This is a genomic window from Pantoea sp. CCBC3-3-1 (genome assembly GCF_007981265.1).
Taxonomy (GTDB): Bacteria; Pseudomonadota; Gammaproteobacteria; order Enterobacterales; family Enterobacteriaceae; genus Erwinia.
This window is the reverse complement of the sequence record NZ_CP034363.1, coordinates 404,593-421,632: the sequence shown is the minus strand read 5'-3', so window position 1 is coordinate 421,632 and position 17,040 is coordinate 404,593. Positions and strand designations below refer to the sequence as shown.

Genomic DNA, 17,040 nt, shown 5'->3' with positions numbered 1-17,040 from the left:
TCAGAGATACTGCCGGACGTCCTGACCGGCAAGAATGGCCAGCAGGCGTTGCCCGCTGATGATGCGCAGGCGCGGTGACGTCGTGCGAAGGGTGCGGCTCATCTTTCCGGTACGGCCCGTGTGGATAAACAGCCCCCGGCGGCCCGACTGCAGGAGAAGCCGGTCGAAGTCCTCAACATGTGCGGGGGAAACAGCACGGCTGTACCGTTTGGCCTGGATAAGCCAGTGCTCGCCGTCGATGATGACCTGGCCATCAAGGCCGCCGTCACCGCTGTAGGAGGCATTACGCACCACGGTCAGCCCCTGGCGTTCAAAGGCAGAGAGCAACAGCTCTTCAAAGACATAGGGGCTGATTTTGCGCAGATAAGTCAGGCGCTGGCCGTCTCCCGGCAGGCGGGTCAGTTTATCCAGTACCCGCCCCGCCGTTGCCCGGTATCGCCGGTGACGGCGGGCGCTGGCGTTTTCCCGCCGGCGCAGGTTCAGAAGGAGCATCACCACCAGGAAAAGAGCGATCAGTATGACCGCCCCGTAAGGATGAGCCATCAGCAGACCATTGAGCGGTGTCGCTACCATTACGGCCTGACCTGCTGCGTCAGGCCGGTATCGGTGATGAGTACCGGATAATGCGCAATCTGCAGCCGAAGGGCCAGCTCGCTGCCGGAAGCCGGGACCAGGCTGACACCGGGTGCCAGCTCGCGCAGCTCGCGCACGGCAGCCATGTCCGTGACGTTAACGATCATCCCGGCCGCATGCTGTTCAGCCAGCGCGCCGGCATTGGCCTTCAGCCATTCACGGGACAGAGCATCATCCCCGATCAGAAACAACGCCCCGATGCCGGGCAGCTGCAGCGGCCGGTCGGGAACGCTGCCCGGGCGCAACTCCGGCGTGAATACCGGCAGCATAGCGGCCTCGCCCTGCAGCACGGGTGTCGGGGGTGAAGATGTGGTGTCGTTTTCCGTGCTCATGCCGGGCTGTTTATTGACGGCCTCAAAATACGGCGCAGCATCTTCACCGCCCAGATCAGCAATCACGTTCAGTTCAGCATGGCCGGTCAGGGGAAGGAGGGTAAACAGCAGTAAGGACAGCGTTTTCATCAGGGTTATCTCCCGGGTTCAGTCCAGACGAAGCCTGGATCGGGGGTGAGCGCAGCAACCGAACGGGGCGCTTCAGCTGCCGGCGCAGAAATGCGGGGTGCAGGGCTGATTTTTGCCAGATGCCCTCTCACAATGGCGCGGTAACGTGCAGCAGGCTGACCACCTGCGGGATGGTGGTAGCAGCCGGCCGCATCCAGCCAGCTGCCTGGCTTACGCGCCCAGCACTCACGCAGAATGGTGGCGGCGGCGTTCAGGTTGGTGTAAGGGTCAAACGCATCCCACGTCGAGGCAAAATGGTGACCGTTCCAGCCCAGATTGACCTGGGCAATACCGACATCGATGCGCTTAAGCGGGTGACGCTTCATAAAGACCTGCAGCGCCTGCCAGGCCTGCAGGCGCGTCTCATAGCGATACCCTTTGCCTGCCACATTGATGGTCCAGGGCCATGGCCGTACGCCGCGGGGAAGTTTGCGCGAAGACTCGCTCAGTGAGACCGAGTAAAGCGCTTCCGGGGGCACGCCGTGCGCCGTGGCCACGCGGACGTAACCCTCCGGCACCGTCTGGTCAGCATGGCCGTCAGGGACGGCCGCCATCAGTACACCCAGCGCCAGCGCACCGGTCAGAATGCTGCGATTGCCCATTTACCGTCTCCCGCCTGCTGCAGTAATACCGGCATCAGGCCGTTACCAAAGCGCATCCACCGTCCGCCGTCGTGGTTAAGCGTGACCTGGCGCTTGCGGACCTTTTCCACGGGAATGTGATGGTCCCGTGCCCAGCTGCGCAGCACATCATCACTGCCCTGGCTGTCAACCAGATAGATGTCCACCGGCCGGTTGTCAGCCAGCACGGCAGACAGTTTCGCGTCGCAGGTGGCGCAGTCTTTTGATCTGACGAACAGTGCCAGCCGGCCGCCACTGTCGTGCGCCACGCCGGAGGCGTTCCCCATATTGACCGGCAGTGCGCCCGGATACAGGCGCTGCCAGGCCGCGTTCACTTCACGCTGGAAATCAAGCTCTTTCTGGGTACGGGCAAATTCTTCCTTCACCCACTTTTCCGCAAACTTACGGCGCTCTGCCGGCGTCTGCGCCTCAATACCCAGGGTGGAAAGCGGATCGAGACCCGGCGACTGGATACCCCGGGGACCCTTCATCAGCTGCTGATACCGCTGGTAATCGTCGGCACTGAGTCCCCACTGACCGGCCTGCTGCTGCTGGTTTTGCTGTGCGGAGTCGGCCCGTTGTGTTGATGCCTGCTGACTGACATCCGTCTGTCCTGAAGTGGTCGCAGCCTGGGTCAGGGGACTCAGCAGCATGGCGGCTAAAAAGGTATGTTTCAGTTTCATCATTCGCTCCGTTATTCTGCCCTGAGTACGGTCAGGCGGCCGTTAACACGAAACGTCGCCTCACCGTAACCGGCACTGACCAGCGTCCAGCCGGCAACGGTTTCGCCCGTCCCGACCAGTGTCACCTGCGACAGGCTGCTGTAACCCCGGGGAGCGATGGCCGCCCAGGAATCATTCCCCCGCGTCTCCACGCCCGTCAGCACAAAAGGCGCGTTGCGGGCCACGCGAAGGGACGGAGCAGCACGACGTGTGTCAGCGGGACGGGGCTTTTTTGCCGCAGGTTCAGTTTTTTTAACCGGTGCGGCGACAGGTGTGGCAAGTGCCGGCTGTGACTTCAGCGCTGTCAGCTGCTCAGTGAGCGCACTCAGGCGGGTTTCCAGCCCCTGCTGTGCTTCCTGAAGGGTTCGCAATGACTGACGCACGGCGTCATCGCTGCCGGTCTGTTTCGCAACAGCGCTGAGCCGCTGTTGCACTTCGCCGAGATTTTTCCTCGTATCCTGCAGACCGGTGCTGAGCGTGGTCACGTCAGACTGCAGAGCTGCGACCGTCTCAGCAGAGGTCGCTGTACTGCCCTGCGATTCAAGACGCGTCAGGCGCTCATCGAGATTCGAGATGCCCAGTGTGAAGGCGGTGTAGCCCAGCGCCAGAATGCCGGCCAGCGCCACACCACCGGCAGTGCCTAGGATGAAGCGGCGGCCGGGACGCCAGCTGAATTTTTTTCGGGCCGGCGCGGGGTCCGTATTGAAGGGTTGCTGTTCGCTCATTTTCTCAGAAACCCTCCGCTGACAGGTTTAACAGGGAAGGACTGCGGGGCGCTGATGGCCGGTTGTGACACGGCTGACGGCGCAGGCGTGGACCAGGTACTGACCGGCGGCGGAAGCTGTGAGACCGGCAGCTGATAGCCGTCGCGCAGGCTGTGGCAGACCACCCGCTGAACATCATCCACCTCAAGCTGCCAGGCCGGACCGGCCAGGACCTGCAGGGCAGTACGCAGGCGCATCGGGCCCAGCTGGTACTGGACCGCCGGCAATGCCTGGCGGTAAAGCACGCCGTTGGCAGAGCCCGTCGCGCACAGGGAATAACCCGACTGGCGCAGGGCATAACGCAGCGCATCCGCCACAGTAGGGTGCAGGGATGAGGGGATACGGATATCAATAATCTGGGAAAGAGGGTCACGCTGGGCCGCCTGCGGATCGGTACTGACCAGCAGATAACGATCGTAGCGCACCACTTCCGGCGTCCGCGCATACTCATCCGGCGTGACCGGCTGAACGTTGCGGGTGACGGTGGTGCCGGGTGCCGGGTCGGCAGGCGCACGCTGTTGCAGCTTTTGCGGCTGGGAAACACAGCCCGCAAGGAGCAGCAGGGAAAGAGCCGCAGCAAGCCTGCCTGGTGAAAATATGTTGTGAGAGGTATTACGTTTCATCCGGAATTTTCCTGTACAGTGATAAAACAGCCCTCACTGTGCGGAATCGGTCCGGTTTCACTCAATTAACAACTGATTTTCCGTGGATAAAAAAAAACGCCACCCGAAAGGATGGCGTTGCGGTGAACCAGACAGTAATCAGTCCGGGTAGAATTCGCTGCTGAGAATTGCATCTGTTGCCCAGATGCTGTCCTCAGGGAAGATATCGAGACCAATACCCGTTTCTTTAGAAGCATCGGCGCGGGCGTCAAACCAGACATCCGCAAGCCATTCAGGATCAGAAAGCGCGTTTTTGAGGCTCGGCGTCTTGTTAAGACGACGGACAATCAAATCACGCTGTCCTTTAATGGTTAACTCCCAGCTTTTACCACGATGGGTAGGCTGAAACTTCCATTTAAGTAGGTGGGCCAGTAAGACAGCCATACGGCTGGCCAGCTCACGCTTTTCACTTTTGCCCACGTCTTCAATCTCCTCGGCGATGTTCTCAATATCAATCTGACTGAGCTTTCCGGCACGCAGTAAAGCTGCCTGTTCACTGGCCCAGGCAACTACGTCTGAATCGTAACGTGCGCCCATACAAGCCTCCGTTAGTCAAAAAGTGAAGAAACCGCCGGAACAGATATGCTCCGGAGATAGCATAAGATGCAACAAAAAAAGTTGCTTCCTGAAGTTTGTCAGAGACAGTCATTACAGTCAAAGCTCCGTTAATTCAGAGTGCATGGATTGCCGATTTCGGTACACCATACCCGAAGCCAATGAACGGTATATCATCGTCAAAGTCCATCGGTGGCGCACCGGCACTGCTGCCTGAAGCCTGCCCGCTGTGAGTCGGTCCTGAAGGTTGCTGTGGCTGCCCCCAGTCATGCCGGGAAGACGTATTCTGTCCGCTGCCGGACTGGCGGCCGCCAAGCATCTGCATGGTGCCACCAATGTTAACCACCACCTCTGTGGTGTATTTCTCCTGGCCGGACTGATCGGTCCATTTGCGTGTGCGCAGCTGGCCCTCGATGTAAACCTGGGAGCCTTTGCGCAGATATTCACCCGCAATTTCTGCCAGCTTGCCGAAAATAACCACCCGGTGCCATTCGGTCATTTCTTTCTGTTCACCGGACTGCTTGTCGCGCCAGCTCTCAGACGTGGCCAGAGAAAGGGTGGCAACTGCACTGCCATTGGGGATATAACGCACTTCAGGATCCTGGCCGAGATTACCGACAAGAATCACCTTGTTAACGCCGCGTGAGGACATAATCATTTCTCCTGTAAAGAATAAAGAAACACCCCGCGAACGGGGTGTGTCAGGTGCGCATCAGAATGAGTTTTCTGCGTAGTTTTGTTGTGCGGCAGAGCCATTCTGCGGCGGCACGGAGTCAGATTTTTCAGCCTTGTAGACCATGTCCTGGCCTATTTTGATCCAGTCCACCTTTATCAGGCGGGCTTTCAGACTGACACGCTGTTCGCCGGCATGCTCGCCCTTGTTCAGCGTAAATATGTCCGTGGACGGATTACTCAGGTTAAAGCCCAGCAGGACTTTTTTGTCTTCATCGACGGCCTTCTGGCAGCGGGCAATAAGGCTTGTAGCCTCTTTACCTGCGACAGAAATGTCAAAACGGACGTAGGCCGGATTATCAGTCGGACCACTCAGTGCATTGATTACGCAGCTGAGGAACGAGCCATTCTGATGGTTAACCTGACGGATGTTGCTGAGATACCCGATGCCTTTGATAGTCAGGTTGAAGTACTCAGATTTTGCAGATGCAGAAGTATTGTTTGCAGACATGATGTTTTCTCCATGGAGGTAAAAAAAGGTACGACGGAGAAACCATCTGCCCTGACGGGAGTGGTTTCCCGTCGGGGGTCAGGATTAGCTGAATCCTGAGAGTCTGATATGTTGAAAGGACCTCAGTCACTGTGCAGTGACATTCGTTTCCAGAGGTTAAACGAATTTACCACCCGCAGGTATCCTCTCTCAGGCTGCGAGGATTTTCCGGCCACCCGAAGGTGTTTCTCTCAGACCGGTGAAACGTTAGATGGCAGTCACCCGAAGGCGTTTCTCTCAGACTGCTGAAACTTTGGCTGGCTGTAAAAAACAGCGGTAAGCACTGTTGATTTTTAAACCAAACAAGCCGTGTGTCAACCGGTATATAAGACAAGCAAATGAAAACGGCGCTGCATAAGCAACGCCGTGAGGGCTGTACCAGACCTTAAAGTATCTCACTACTCCGGGGATCCGTTCCCGACGCGGTTTTCACGGAGCGCATGCGTCTTACAGTTCCTGCCAGATGTGCGATGGCAAACTGTTGTGCCGGTTGCCAGATCAATCCCGTTAAAGTTAATCTGGCTGCCTCCGGCAAGGGAGTACATATCGAAGCGTAGTCACATTAGCAGAACCCGACCCGGTGTTGTACAGTGAAATAACTCTTCACGGAGTTGATGATTCGGTTTTTGTCCCTGTTGCTGCTTTTTTACGCTTTGTGGTCTTTTTCCCGTTGGTGTTAATAATACCCTTGCAGTCCGGGTAACGCGTACAACTCCAGAAATCCCCTTTTTTACCCTTTCGTTTACGCGTGGGCCCCTTGCACAGCGGGCAGGGAGGTGTGACGGGAGCAGTGATTTTCACATTGTCCTGGCGGCCTTTTTCGACAAGGTGACGCGTCCACTGCAGTTGCTTTTGCATAAAGGTGGCAAGCGACATTTTCCCCTGAGAAATATCATCCAGTGCCTGCTCCCACAAGGCAGTCATACCCGGACTCGTCAGCGTTTCCGGCAGCGCAGCAATCAGTTCACGGGCCATCTGCGTTGAGTGGATGTGCTTCCCTTTTTTCTCCAGATAGTGTCGTTTGAAGAGAGTTTCAAGCACGCCCGCACGCGTCGCCTCAGTGCCCAGACCGGCGTTATCACGCAGCACTTTCTTCAGCTTCGGGTCACTGACGAAACTGGCCGCGTTCTTCATGGCAGCAATCAGCGTCCCCTCCGTGAACGGTTTGGGCGGACTGGTTTTCATATCCTTAACCTCAGCACCGGTGACAGCGCAGATATCCCCTTTAGCCAGCGCCGGCAGCGCCATACTGTCCCCGTCTGCTTCCTCTTCATCGTCATCTTTTTCAGCCTGGAACAATGACTTCCAGCCTGTCACCACACCGACTTTCCCGCGTGTACGGAACAGCTGGCCACCGATATTGAAAGAGGCCTCCGTCACGTCAGATTCCTGCAGCGGAAGGAACTGGGCGAAATAATGCTGGCGAATCAGCTGGTAGACTTTCAGCTCATCGGCGCTGAGGCGCGACAAATCAAATGCCTGCCGGGTGGGAATGATGGCATGGTGCGCGGTGATTTTTTTGTCATTCCAGACACGCGAGACAAACTGCCTGTCCAGCTGATTCAGTACCGGGGCCACAGCCGGATCGGATTTTGCCACTGCTGCCAGCACGTCGGGAATTTCCTGCTGCATGGAGGTTGGCAGAAAACCGCAGTCTGTCCGGGGGTAGGTGGTCGCTTTGTGGGTTTCGTAGAGGGACTGGGCAATGGCGAGCACATCATTTGCGCCCATGCCAAATTTTCGGGAACAGACCTGCTGAAGGGTGCCAAGGTCAAAACAGAGGGGTGCCGCCGTTTTCTCCCGCTTCTGTGTTACTTCCAGTACTGCAGCCCTGCCCTGCTGCTGACACAGCTGCCCCACCGCCCTGGCAGCCTGGGGATTGATGCAACGTTTTTCCTCATCACAGTACTGCTCAACGGGCGCCCAGCCTGCCCGGAACCGGACGCCCTCTTTTTCAATAATTGCATGTACCTGCCACCAGGGCTTTGGCACGAAGGACGTGATTTCATTATCCCGGTTAACCACCATGGCAAGCGTCGGCGTCTGTACCCGCCCGACGGACAGCACTTCTGACACCCCTGAGTCACGGGCTTTGAGAGTATAAAGGCGGGTCAGGTTCATGCCGATGAGCCAGTCAGCCTGGCTCCGGCCCTTGCCGGCATCATACAGCAGGGCTGTTTTTTCTCCCGGAAGAATACTGCTCAGTGCTTCCTTCACACTGGCCTCATCCAGGGCTGATAACCAGAGCCGTCGCACCGCGCCACTGTAGCGGCAGTATTCCAGCAGCTCACGCGCGATAACTTCTCCCTCGCGGTCGGCATCGGTGGCGATGACCACCTCAGATGCCTTTTTAAGGAGCTTACTGATGACGGTGAACTGCGATTTTGTCTGCTCCTTGACGACCATTTTCCAGGCCTCAGGCAGTACAGGCAGAACATCGGCACGCCACGGCCTGCCATACTGCTCGCCATAGGCTTCAGGGCTGGCAGTTTCAAGCAGGTGCCCAATTGCCCAGGTCACCACGGTATCCCCCCCGCTGATGAAGCCCTGCTCACGCTTGCTGATGCCCAGCACGCGTGCAATATCTTTTGCCTGGGAGGGCTTTTCACACAAAAAGAGTTGCATATAGTGCCTCCCGCATCAGCGTTTTTCACCTGCCGCAACCGCGCGGACATCATTCATCAGCTTCGTGACCCCGGAACCGGCCAGACGCTGTGATGACGATGAGCGATAGACGACATACAGCCTGCTGCCGGACCCGTTTTTCTCGATCTCGATATCCAGGTGATCACGCCCGTTCCAGTCTGAGCCCATTTTGTAGTAGCTGCCCGGCATGGCGTCCCAGACCGGATGTGCATCATCTTCAGCCGCTGCTTTCCAGTCCCCGTCATTTGAAGCCTGCCGCAGTGCCTCAAGCTCCTGCGTGGAGATAAATTTGTAATGCCGCTTCAGGCGGGCCGCTGCGGTATCCACATCGACCGGTACGGAGAACGTTTTATCGACGGACTGCATGGCCTGTTGCCCCGCCGGGCTCATCAGCGGCATGCTGCCACTTTCAGCACTGCTGCTGCTACCCAGAGTCCTGGTCAGGTTTGCAGCTGTGTCACTGACCTGTTTATTAATCGCAGCCCAGTCCGTTGTTGCGCACCCGCTTAATAAAAAGAAGGCGGCAGGAAGAAACAATAAGCGGATCATATTATTTTTCCTCTGGCAGGGGTTTCCGTAAAGGAGGAGAAAAAGAAGAACGCTTCTTACCAGAGAAGATTTCAGGATCGGGTGATCCCAGCTTTTCTTTGGCCTGAAGTGAGGCAGGCGTTTGGGCTGCAATGTCAGAACGATTTACTTTGACGGTTCGGTACATTCGCAAAACGCCATATACTTTACGAATGAGGTGAGCACCATGACTCAGTAGTTCATCACGCTGGGTGCGGGAAATAAGACCATAATGGGCAGCCTGAAATGCTTTGAGCGCCATCTGATCATAGCCGACGAGTACCCAGACACATCTGTAACCCAGCGGGGAGCGGCTGAACACGCCTATATTAAGAGGTGATGTGGAAACAATATCGGAAAATGATACCGCGGGGGGAACAGACTTCAATATGACTTCAAGCTCTTCAACCCGTTGCTGGATATGCTCGCCAGCTGCATTCAAAAGCATCTCAACTTTATACATCGCCTCATCTGCCCACGGATTATCTTCAATAGAGTCCTGATAGATGACGCCTGAGCGCTTGATCGCCTGTGGCATACTCATAATGGCATACCGTCCTTTCTTTTCCCCCGCCTTTGACTGGGATTGCTGGCGACCTTCCCAGAGACGGATAGCATAATTTGAGTGGATCTCGATTTTCAGGGAGGAGGTGAGTCCTCCCGCTTTATCGCTTCGCGTTTCATTTTCTGTAGTCATACAGCCATCTCCTGTTAGATCCCGGTCAGGTTCGACCCGAGGCACTGATACTCTTCAGGTAAGATGTTCCGGACAACAAGAAACCAGATCCGTAAAGAAGTGAATTCTTGATTGAGAGAGGTGAAAACATTGGTCAAAAGTAACCAAAACATGACTTTGGTGACCAATTAGATACAGCCAACGGTAGCGATGTATATTTTTTACACAGTGCGGCTACTGGCGGTACTGTACGGTTTTTAGCCACTGCTGCCACTGGCAGCACTGTGCGTTTTTTAGTCACTGCTGCCACTAGCAGCACTGTACGGTTTTTAGCCACTGCTGCCACTGGCAGCACTGTACGGTTTTTAGCCACTGCTGCCACTGGCAGCACTGTACGGTTTTTAGTCACTGCTGCCACTGGCAGCACTGTACGTTTTTTAGTCACTGCTGCCACTGGCAGCACTGTGCGTTTTTTAGCCGCTTCTGCATAGGGTAGTTTTTTTTCCGCTCAGCTTTTTAGCTTACTGCGAATATCCTTGACCAGATTGCGGATATTTTCCTCTGATACCGGGCGGGCAGAGGTGTGTGGTTCTGGCTTCCACAGCTGCTGTTCAGGACGCCGGGCGGATTTCTGTCCGGCTGGCTCAGGCAGATCATCAGCCTGACGGGGCGCATACAATCTGCCCTCACGGGCCTTTTTCATCACGGCCAGCAACCAGCCAACCGGATTACTGAGCCGCTGGCGTGACATCACTTTCTGCAGACTGAGCAGTACCAGTTCCGCCTGCTCCTCAGGCAGTGCCTGCAGCTGGGCAGTCAGCATGGCAAGATCTTCTGCCGGAATAAGTTCCTTCAGGCTGTCAGGCAGCACAGATTTGCCCGGTACGTACGTATTTTTATTCACACTGTGTGTGATACTACGTACGTAATGGTTCGGTTTCCGAACCCGGTCATAACCACCTGATTTTACTGGCAGTACGGATTCCGAACTCAGTGAATTTCCATACAATTCAGTACTGAGTTCGGTTTCCGAACCCGGTTTTCTGGCGGCATTTTTTTGGCGGCTCTGACTGAGTCCGGATTCCGAACCCGGTGAAGGATGGGGTATCCGGCTGTGACGTTTTGCCATCTGGCTGGCTGTCTGTGGATGGCCAAGGCGCGATTCGATCAGCGCAAGATGGCTGCGGTAATGGCGCATGGTGGGGTCATTTTTTATATCGTCGAGCACTTCGCGGGCGGTCTGGCTGACGGTGCGGTTTTTACTCAGGCAGGCGTCTGCCACTGTGTCCAGAAAACGGGGATCGAGCGCTTCCGCATCGCTGAAGGACAGCGGCTCATCATGCTGGGCGTAAATATTACCCCGCACCCGTCCTTTATCATCCCGCACGCGTTTGCAGAGACTGAGCCAGCCGGTTATTCGCAGCATCAGCAGGACGCGGCTGACCGTCTCCCTTGAAGCCTTTCCTTTTCCGGGCGAGGCAAGCTGAAGCTGGAGTTCGTCATAGCTCGGGAAAACCGCCCCTTCATTATTCTGTGCATACAGGCGGATCATCATCCAGCCCATCTTGTCCAGTGGTGACAACCGCGTGTCGAGCAACAGCCGGCGGGGAATGGCATCATGCACATTGCCGGTAAACAGCAGGCCATTACGTATCCGTCCCTCGTCCCGCCGGGGGTTGGCCGCAAGACGGGCATTCATCTTGTCCAGCGTGTAAGCTATCAGGCTTTCTGCAGGCAGAGTCATTATTCTTCCTTTTCTGGCCACCCTCGCGGCCGTTCTGTTCTGTCAGTATGCTTAGTACTGCACCCGCGTACGGGTGCAGGGTAAACAGACTGGCATGCCGCTATTTCCGTATGGCGCTGTTATAGCGTTCGTGGCTGAGAAGAAGCCACGTCCGGCCTTCGTTGCGGCTCAGCAGCCGCCAGAACGGACCCAGATCGATTTTGTAGTAACCACACCCCTTTTCATCAAGCCGGGTGTAATTACGCGCCCCCTGACGGAAGCGGCGAACCTGGCGTAACGCCTTCTGACAGCACTGTGGCGGCGTACCGTGAGGGGCACGCAGACCCGGCGCAACCACCCTGTATTTCATGCCGTTTTCCTTACCGCCGCCCGGGCAGGGGGCGTCTGCATCTCCCGGGTACGGTGCCAGCCGCGAACGGCGTGCCAGACCGACGTCAGCGAGACGTTCATCTGTTCTGCAGCCAGCATCATCACGTCCAGCCCGTCAGCACTTTCCGCGTCGTCAACACCTGACTTCTGCCACTGTCGCCAGAGCGCAGCATTATCGTCATCACCGAGTGCATTACCGCGCCCCGGGCGGACATCGATACCGGCAATACGCCGGCGGGCCGCCACGTCTGTGCTCGACAGCCCGAAATAGTGCGCCATCAGCTCAATGGAGCCGCCCAGCGCCAGCGCCCGGTCGATTCGCTGAAGGCGTTTCTGTTCCGTCCGGGCCTGGTGCAACATGCGCACCAGATTGCCGTGATTGATGCCCACACTGATGATCGACACCTCACTGCCGGAAAGGTAGTGCAGCTCTTCGAGCGAGAGCCCCTGCAGCATCTGCATTTCTTCCCGGTTAAGCCCCAGTGATTCGCAGCGGCGCAGATAACCACTTCTGAGATCCATTACCAGCTGCATCAGAAGCCCGTTCGCAGCCTGAGATAAATTGTTCATCATTCCCCCTTAATCCTCACGGTAACCGATGGCTGCCGGATTCCGGCCGCTGACACCCTGATGAAGACGGGCATTCTGCCCGGCCTCGTACCCCTGATAACGTGCTGTATCTGCCCCGCGACACGCTTTCAGCTCACGGGTTGTGACTGTTTTCATACTGCGGCTTTCCAGCCAGTGGCTCATCACCTGCTGCTCTTCGCGGCTGAGGTCAGCCGCCGATATCACCTCACGCACCCCGCATACCCAGCCGTCGCGGAACTGTTCCGCTCTCGCCCGGCGCGTGGCCAGCTTAAGACGTTTGTTCTGGGTTCGGAGATAAGACGTTGTGGCATCCTTGAGCTGGCGCGTCAGCACATCAAAGGCATACGCCGCTATCTCCGGTTTTTCACTGAACCCGTAAAAGGTCACGGCGCGGCGAGACCCGGCAGATGTCTGACGCCATGAGTAATACGCGCGGCAGCCGAAGGCATGACAGACACCCCACACCATGCTCACCATCCATTCCGGGATCTTTTCAGCCTCTGACGGGGCCGTGCAGGAAGAGACTTCCCGGACGGATGACAGGCCGGCATCAAGTTCGGTGATGCCATACCGTGACATCAGCTTTTGTGCCCGCTGTAGTGCCAGCCCGGCCTCATGGGAATTGCTGTTGCTGCGGCCCAGCTCCAGCAGTTTTCTGACCAGGTTCAGCAGCCGCAGCTGTCGCTGTGGGTTATTCATCAGTCTTCTCCTCTTCAGGCGTCACGCCGCGCTGCAGCTCCCGCAGACGGCGCATCACACGCATCAGGCGCAGCAGCTTCATGGCATCATCATCGTTGAGTGCGGGGGTTTCACGCTCCCCCGGCCCGCCGGTGAAAAGCACCGCCAGGTCACAGACACCGGCTGCCGGATGCACCGCAGGCGCATCGGCGGTCAGGCCCAGCAGGAATGCGGCCGCTTCAGAACACACCTCACTTGCCGCGCCGTAACCGGCGGATATATCGCTGTCGCGTTGCGGCAAAATTTCATCTTCACAACCCAGGACTTCCCCCAGCTCCCATGCCAGACGAAAAGCGGTATTCTGCAGGTGTTCGATATCATCCTGATGGGCTGGCACATGCCAGAGGCTGTCATTAATGAGCGGCGCATCATCCCGGGTGACCACTTCAGGCTCAGGTGTCAGCAGGGAAAGCAGGCAGTCTTCACTGTTGTCCTCTTCTCCATGTTCTTCAGAGAAAGTAACCAGCCCGCTGACCTCCCGGCCCTCACCTGAAATGACCGGCGCGGCATCGTACATATCCGGCTGAACCTCATGCCGGGGGGTGTCATTAACTGGTGTTTCAGAAGGCGATGACACATTGCCCGGAACGGGCGTTGCAGCTGGGACCTCAGGACGTGAAGCGGTAACAGGCAGCGGGACGCCGTCATCCTCATCTGACACGGTGGCAGGCAGGGCGGGTTCAGGCTTGTCTGCGGCGGGCAGGGCAACCGGCTCCGGGTCACCAAAGTGATGCCGGCGGTTGCGTTCTTTAGGATCGAGTTCCATCATCCAACGGTCATAGTCCAGCTCCGGGTGCGGCAACGCCTGGAGTAAATCACCGATCAGCTCATCGCGGAACATCTCCTGAGACCACAGTTCCGGCGAGTTGAAACGGCCACAACACTGGCCAAAAACGTCGCTGAAGGATTTTTCGCTGACATCTGAAAGCAGGCAAAACGCATTCCACACGCGTTCAGCATCATGCCGGAGCGCCAGCAGGGCCGCCACCTGCGGCCTGCCGAGCCCGGACTCCAGCAGGTCAGGCATCCACGGATAAAGATATTTCAGCGCGTCTTCCATGCGGCTGATTGTTGAATTATGAACCGGCAGGCCTTCACGGGTCAGCAGCTCGGACAACTGACGCAATGAAACTGTTTTTCCCGCCTGCTCTTCATAGATAGCGCGGGCGCTGTGGATACCCTTTGCCTTTTCAATAAAGCTCAGGTCCCCGCGCACCTCATTCTCTGCCAGATGGCCAATAACGCACTGCAGCCGTCCCGGCCATGGTTTGAACAGCACGTGGACGCGGAAAAACCGGTCTTCGCCGGTCTCCTGCCACAGTTCGGACAGGATCTGATAACGGGTATTCCCGCCGTCGCTGAAAATGTAGATATCGGGTTCACCATCCGGGTCACGTGTCACCTTGGGCACGGTGTCCAGCCCGCGCGAGCGGATGGACGCCTTGATATCGTCATAGCGCGGGTTGCGTGACGTCCGCGGATTATCGGGATTGGGGCTTAACTGGTCGAGCGTCAGCACCATGGGCATTTCAGCTGCCGGCATGACGCTGATATTGCCGGCTGCCTGCGACTGGCGTCCCGGCTGCAGCATGGCCGCCCCCACATCAGAACGTTTACGGCTCATGCCTCTTTCCTCCCGCTGTGATAACCGAAGTCATAGCTGCCTTCCTGAAAGGCCGAAAACAGCGTATAACGCCCGTCAAACTTAATTTTCACTGTGCCGGTTGGCCCCTGCCGCTGCTTGCCGACAATGATTTCAGCCACCCCGGTATCAGGGGTCGTGGGGTTGTAAACCTCATCCCGGTAAATAAACATGATGAGGTCCGCATCCTGCTCCAGCGCCCCTGAATCACGCAGGTCGCCATTGTTGGGCCGTTTATCGGGCCGCTGCTCCACCTGGCGGTTAAGCTGGGAAAGCGCCAGTACCGGGCAGCCCAGCTCCTTGCCAAGGGCCTTGAGCGAGCGGGAAATTTCTGAGATTTCCTGGGTACGATTCTCCTGCTCAGGTGAACGGACAAGCTGCAGATAGTCCAGCATGATGAGAGAGGGACGGCCGTATTTACGGACATAACGCCGGGCGCGGGCGCGCAGTGTGGCCGGAGTCTGGTAACTGGTGTCATCGATAATGAGACGGTTTTGCCACTCAATGATGCGACCGGTGGCCTCAGACACCCGGGCCCAGTCCTCATCGTCCATATTGCCGCTGCGAAGCCGGCTCAGCTCCACCCGGCCTTCCATCGCCAGCAGGCGCATCATCAGCTGCTCTGCGGGCATTTCAAGGCTGAACACAAAGACGAAATCGTCAGGTTTTCCTCTTACGGCCGCGGTGCAGGACGCCATCGCCAGGGAGGTTTTACCCATTGACGGGCGTGCAGCCAGAAGCGCCAGATCGCCGGGCTGCAGACCACAGGTCATCGCATCCAGCTCACTGAATCCGGTCGGTGTCCCGGTGAGGCCGTCGCTGGCGGTCATGCTTTCCAGCTGCGTCAGCAGTTTATCCAGCGCCTCGTTAACACCGGTCTCACTGTTGAGCTGCATGGCGCCCTGTTCAGCAATGTTGAACAGCTTACCTTCGGCCGACTCAAGGATGCCCGCCGAGTTCGCTTTCGGGGCCTGTACATCGGAAAGAAGACTGTTACCCACCGTCATGAGCTGCCGCAGGCGGCTTTTCTCCGCCACCACCCCGGCGTAAGCCAGGATATTGGCGGCGGACGGCGTGTTTTTACTCATTTCAGCCAGATAGGCGAAACCACCACAATGAATCAGGTCACCCCGGGTTTCCAGGCGCTCAGTGATGGTAATGAGATCGAGCGGCAGCCCCTCGCCGGCCAGCTCAGCCATTACCCGGAAGACCATGCGGTGCGGCCGGGAAAACAAATCTTCCGGGGAGATTTGCAGTATCACCTCATCCCACCGGTCGTTATCAAGCATCAGTCCACCGAGCACGGCCTGCTCAGCCTCATAAGAGCAGGGCATTATCATCTCAGACATGGCGCACCTCCCGGGTCAGAACGTCACTGAAATGGCTCTGCCACTCCGGGAACAGTTCACAGGCGAGGTCGTGCATGGTGACTGCTGCGGCCGGACCTTTGCGCCGCGTTTTGTATTCCAGACGATGCACGGGCTGCTGCTTGACGTGCCCGAGCTTGAAAATATCCAGCGCCTCGATACGGGTGTCGAGCAGACGATAAACGTCCCGGTTGCCCAGCGCAGTGGCATCGTAATGTTTTCCATTAATGATGGCGGCAAGGCCGTCCATCGCTTCACGGTCCAGCAGGGTGTTTTCGATGCAGTTGACGAGAATGGAAATATCCGGGAGGCGGATACCGTAATTTTCATAGGTTTTCAGGCGGGTAAGCATATGGAGGGAACCGCGGATAAATTCGCGGACGTCCGGCAGAATGGGTTTTACCACCCCCATCACGTTCCCGGACGATGACAGGAGAGACAGCTCGGTCATGACGCCTGTTGCACCTTTTGAATCCACAATAATGGCGTCGTAACGGCTAAAGAAAGGATGCTGAAGTATATTACGCAGTCTCAGACGACCATCAGCAGCATGGAGCATCGCCGTCGGCAACAGCTCGTCCGGGTCATTGGAGTAGATGACATCAAGATTTTTTATGGCGGCCTGTGAAATGCACTGCATGTGGTCACTGACCATCTGCATCAGCAGCTCATAGAGGCCGAAAGGCGCTTCGTGCTCCAGCGCAAAGATACTGCTGGCAGTCGGCTGGGAGTAGTCCGCATCGACAAGTAGGGTGTTCAGGCCGGCATCAGCAATAAAGCCAGCAAGGTAAGCAGCAAACGTGGATTTGCCTTCTCCACCTTTGGGAGAGATAACGGGAAGTATTTTCATTTTGCACATCCAAATCAAGGTTTTGGATGTATGCCCAAATGAATAATCACATCTTTATAACAAAGAGGCTAAATCTTTAACATTTCGGCAATGGGATTGAAAATCCCCGTGTCCTTGGTTCGATTCCGAGTCCGGGCACCATCATTTAAAGAACCCGCCTTACGGCGGGTTT

19 protein-coding genes are annotated in these 17,040 nt (G+C 57.0%); all 19 read right to left on the bottom strand.

The window, feature by feature from the left end; all coding sequences use genetic code 11:
* Positions 1-573, bottom strand: coding sequence for a restriction endonuclease (locus tag EHV07_RS01720; RefSeq protein ID WP_147194286.1), 573 nt, complete (start codon positions 571-573; stop codon positions 1-3).
* On the bottom strand, positions 573-1,094 hold the full coding sequence (locus EHV07_RS01715; RefSeq protein WP_147194283.1) for an integrating conjugative element protein: 522 nt from the start codon (positions 1,092-1,094) through the stop codon (positions 573-575). The genes EHV07_RS01720 and EHV07_RS01715 overlap by 1 nt, the downstream gene beginning before the upstream one ends.
* Before the next feature lie 5 nt (positions 1,095-1,099).
* Positions 1,100-1,735: a transglycosylase SLT domain-containing protein gene (locus tag EHV07_RS01710; RefSeq protein WP_050148973.1), complete on the bottom strand. Its 636-nt coding sequence runs from the start codon at positions 1,733-1,735 to the stop codon at positions 1,100-1,102.
* On the bottom strand, positions 1,714-2,436 hold the full coding sequence (locus EHV07_RS01705; RefSeq protein ID WP_147200494.1) for a TIGR03759 family integrating conjugative element protein: 723 nt from the start codon (positions 2,434-2,436) through the stop codon (positions 1,714-1,716). Before EHV07_RS01705 ends, EHV07_RS01710 begins: the two co-directional genes overlap by 22 nt.
* Positions 2,437-2,447: 11 nt before the next feature.
* Complete coding sequence (locus tag EHV07_RS01700) at positions 2,448-3,200, bottom strand: hypothetical protein (protein WP_147194280.1); 753 nt, start codon at positions 3,198-3,200, stop codon at positions 2,448-2,450.
* The gene (locus EHV07_RS01695; protein WP_147194277.1) at positions 3,197-3,862 is read right to left on the bottom strand and encodes a PilL N-terminal domain-containing protein; all 666 of its coding nucleotides are present in this window, start codon (positions 3,860-3,862) and stop codon (positions 3,197-3,199) included. The genes EHV07_RS01700 and EHV07_RS01695 overlap by 4 nt, the downstream gene beginning before the upstream one ends.
* A gap of 138 nt (positions 3,863-4,000) precedes the next feature.
* Positions 4,001-4,438, bottom strand: coding sequence for a DUF29 domain-containing protein (locus EHV07_RS01690; RefSeq protein WP_034951130.1), 438 nt, complete (start codon positions 4,436-4,438; stop codon positions 4,001-4,003).
* A gap of 133 nt (positions 4,439-4,571) precedes the next feature.
* Positions 4,572-5,108 (bottom strand): single-stranded DNA-binding protein, encoded by a 537-nt coding sequence (locus EHV07_RS01685; protein WP_147194274.1) that lies wholly within the window; start codon positions 5,106-5,108, stop codon positions 4,572-4,574.
* A gap of 60 nt (positions 5,109-5,168) precedes the next feature.
* Positions 5,169-5,639, bottom strand: a complete 471-nt coding sequence (locus EHV07_RS01680; protein ID WP_147194272.1) for an STY4534 family ICE replication protein — start codon at positions 5,637-5,639, stop codon at positions 5,169-5,171.
* Positions 5,640-6,281: 642 nt separating this feature from the next.
* On the bottom strand, positions 6,282-8,303 hold the full coding sequence (locus tag EHV07_RS01675; protein ID WP_147194270.1) for a DNA topoisomerase III: 2,022 nt from the start codon (positions 8,301-8,303) through the stop codon (positions 6,282-6,284).
* A gap of 15 nt (positions 8,304-8,318) precedes the next feature.
* The gene (locus EHV07_RS01670; protein WP_147194268.1) at positions 8,319-8,873 is read right to left on the bottom strand and encodes a hypothetical protein; all 555 of its coding nucleotides are present in this window, start codon (positions 8,871-8,873) and stop codon (positions 8,319-8,321) included.
* 1 nt (position 8,874) lies between these two features.
* Positions 8,875-9,588 carry a PFL_4669 family integrating conjugative element protein gene (locus EHV07_RS01665; protein WP_147194266.1) on the bottom strand — a complete coding sequence of 238 codons (714 nt, stop codon included), beginning with the start codon at positions 9,586-9,588 and terminating at the stop codon, positions 8,875-8,877.
* Between the two features lie 487 nt (positions 9,589-10,075).
* The gene (locus EHV07_RS01660; RefSeq protein WP_147194264.1) at positions 10,076-11,311 is read right to left on the bottom strand and encodes an STY4528 family pathogenicity island replication protein; all 1,236 of its coding nucleotides are present in this window, start codon (positions 11,309-11,311) and stop codon (positions 10,076-10,078) included.
* A gap of 100 nt (positions 11,312-11,411) precedes the next feature.
* Complete coding sequence (locus EHV07_RS01655; protein ID WP_102891651.1) at positions 11,412-11,660, bottom strand: hypothetical protein; 249 nt, start codon at positions 11,658-11,660, stop codon at positions 11,412-11,414.
* Complete coding sequence (locus EHV07_RS01650) at positions 11,657-12,253, bottom strand: DUF2857 domain-containing protein (RefSeq protein WP_147194262.1); 597 nt, start codon at positions 12,251-12,253, stop codon at positions 11,657-11,659. Before EHV07_RS01650 ends, EHV07_RS01655 begins: the two co-directional genes overlap by 4 nt.
* Positions 12,254-12,259: 6 nt before the next feature.
* Positions 12,260-12,970, bottom strand: a complete 711-nt coding sequence (locus tag EHV07_RS01645; protein ID WP_147194260.1) for a DUF2786 domain-containing protein — start codon at positions 12,968-12,970, stop codon at positions 12,260-12,262.
* Positions 12,963-14,633 carry a ParB family protein gene (locus tag EHV07_RS01640; protein WP_147194258.1) on the bottom strand — a complete coding sequence of 557 codons (1,671 nt, stop codon included), beginning with the start codon at positions 14,631-14,633 and terminating at the stop codon, positions 12,963-12,965. The genes EHV07_RS01645 and EHV07_RS01640 overlap by 8 nt, the downstream gene beginning before the upstream one ends.
* Positions 14,630-16,000, bottom strand: a complete 1,371-nt coding sequence (dnaB-PI, locus tag EHV07_RS01635) for an SPI-7-type island replicative DNA helicase (protein ID WP_147194256.1) — start codon at positions 15,998-16,000, stop codon at positions 14,630-14,632. Before dnaB-PI ends, EHV07_RS01640 begins: the two co-directional genes overlap by 4 nt.
* Entirely contained in the window at positions 15,993-16,868 is an 876-nt protein-coding gene (locus EHV07_RS01630; RefSeq protein ID WP_147194254.1) for a ParA family protein, read from the bottom strand. The genes dnaB-PI and EHV07_RS01630 overlap by 8 nt, the downstream gene beginning before the upstream one ends.
* Positions 16,869-17,040 lie beyond the last annotated feature (172 nt).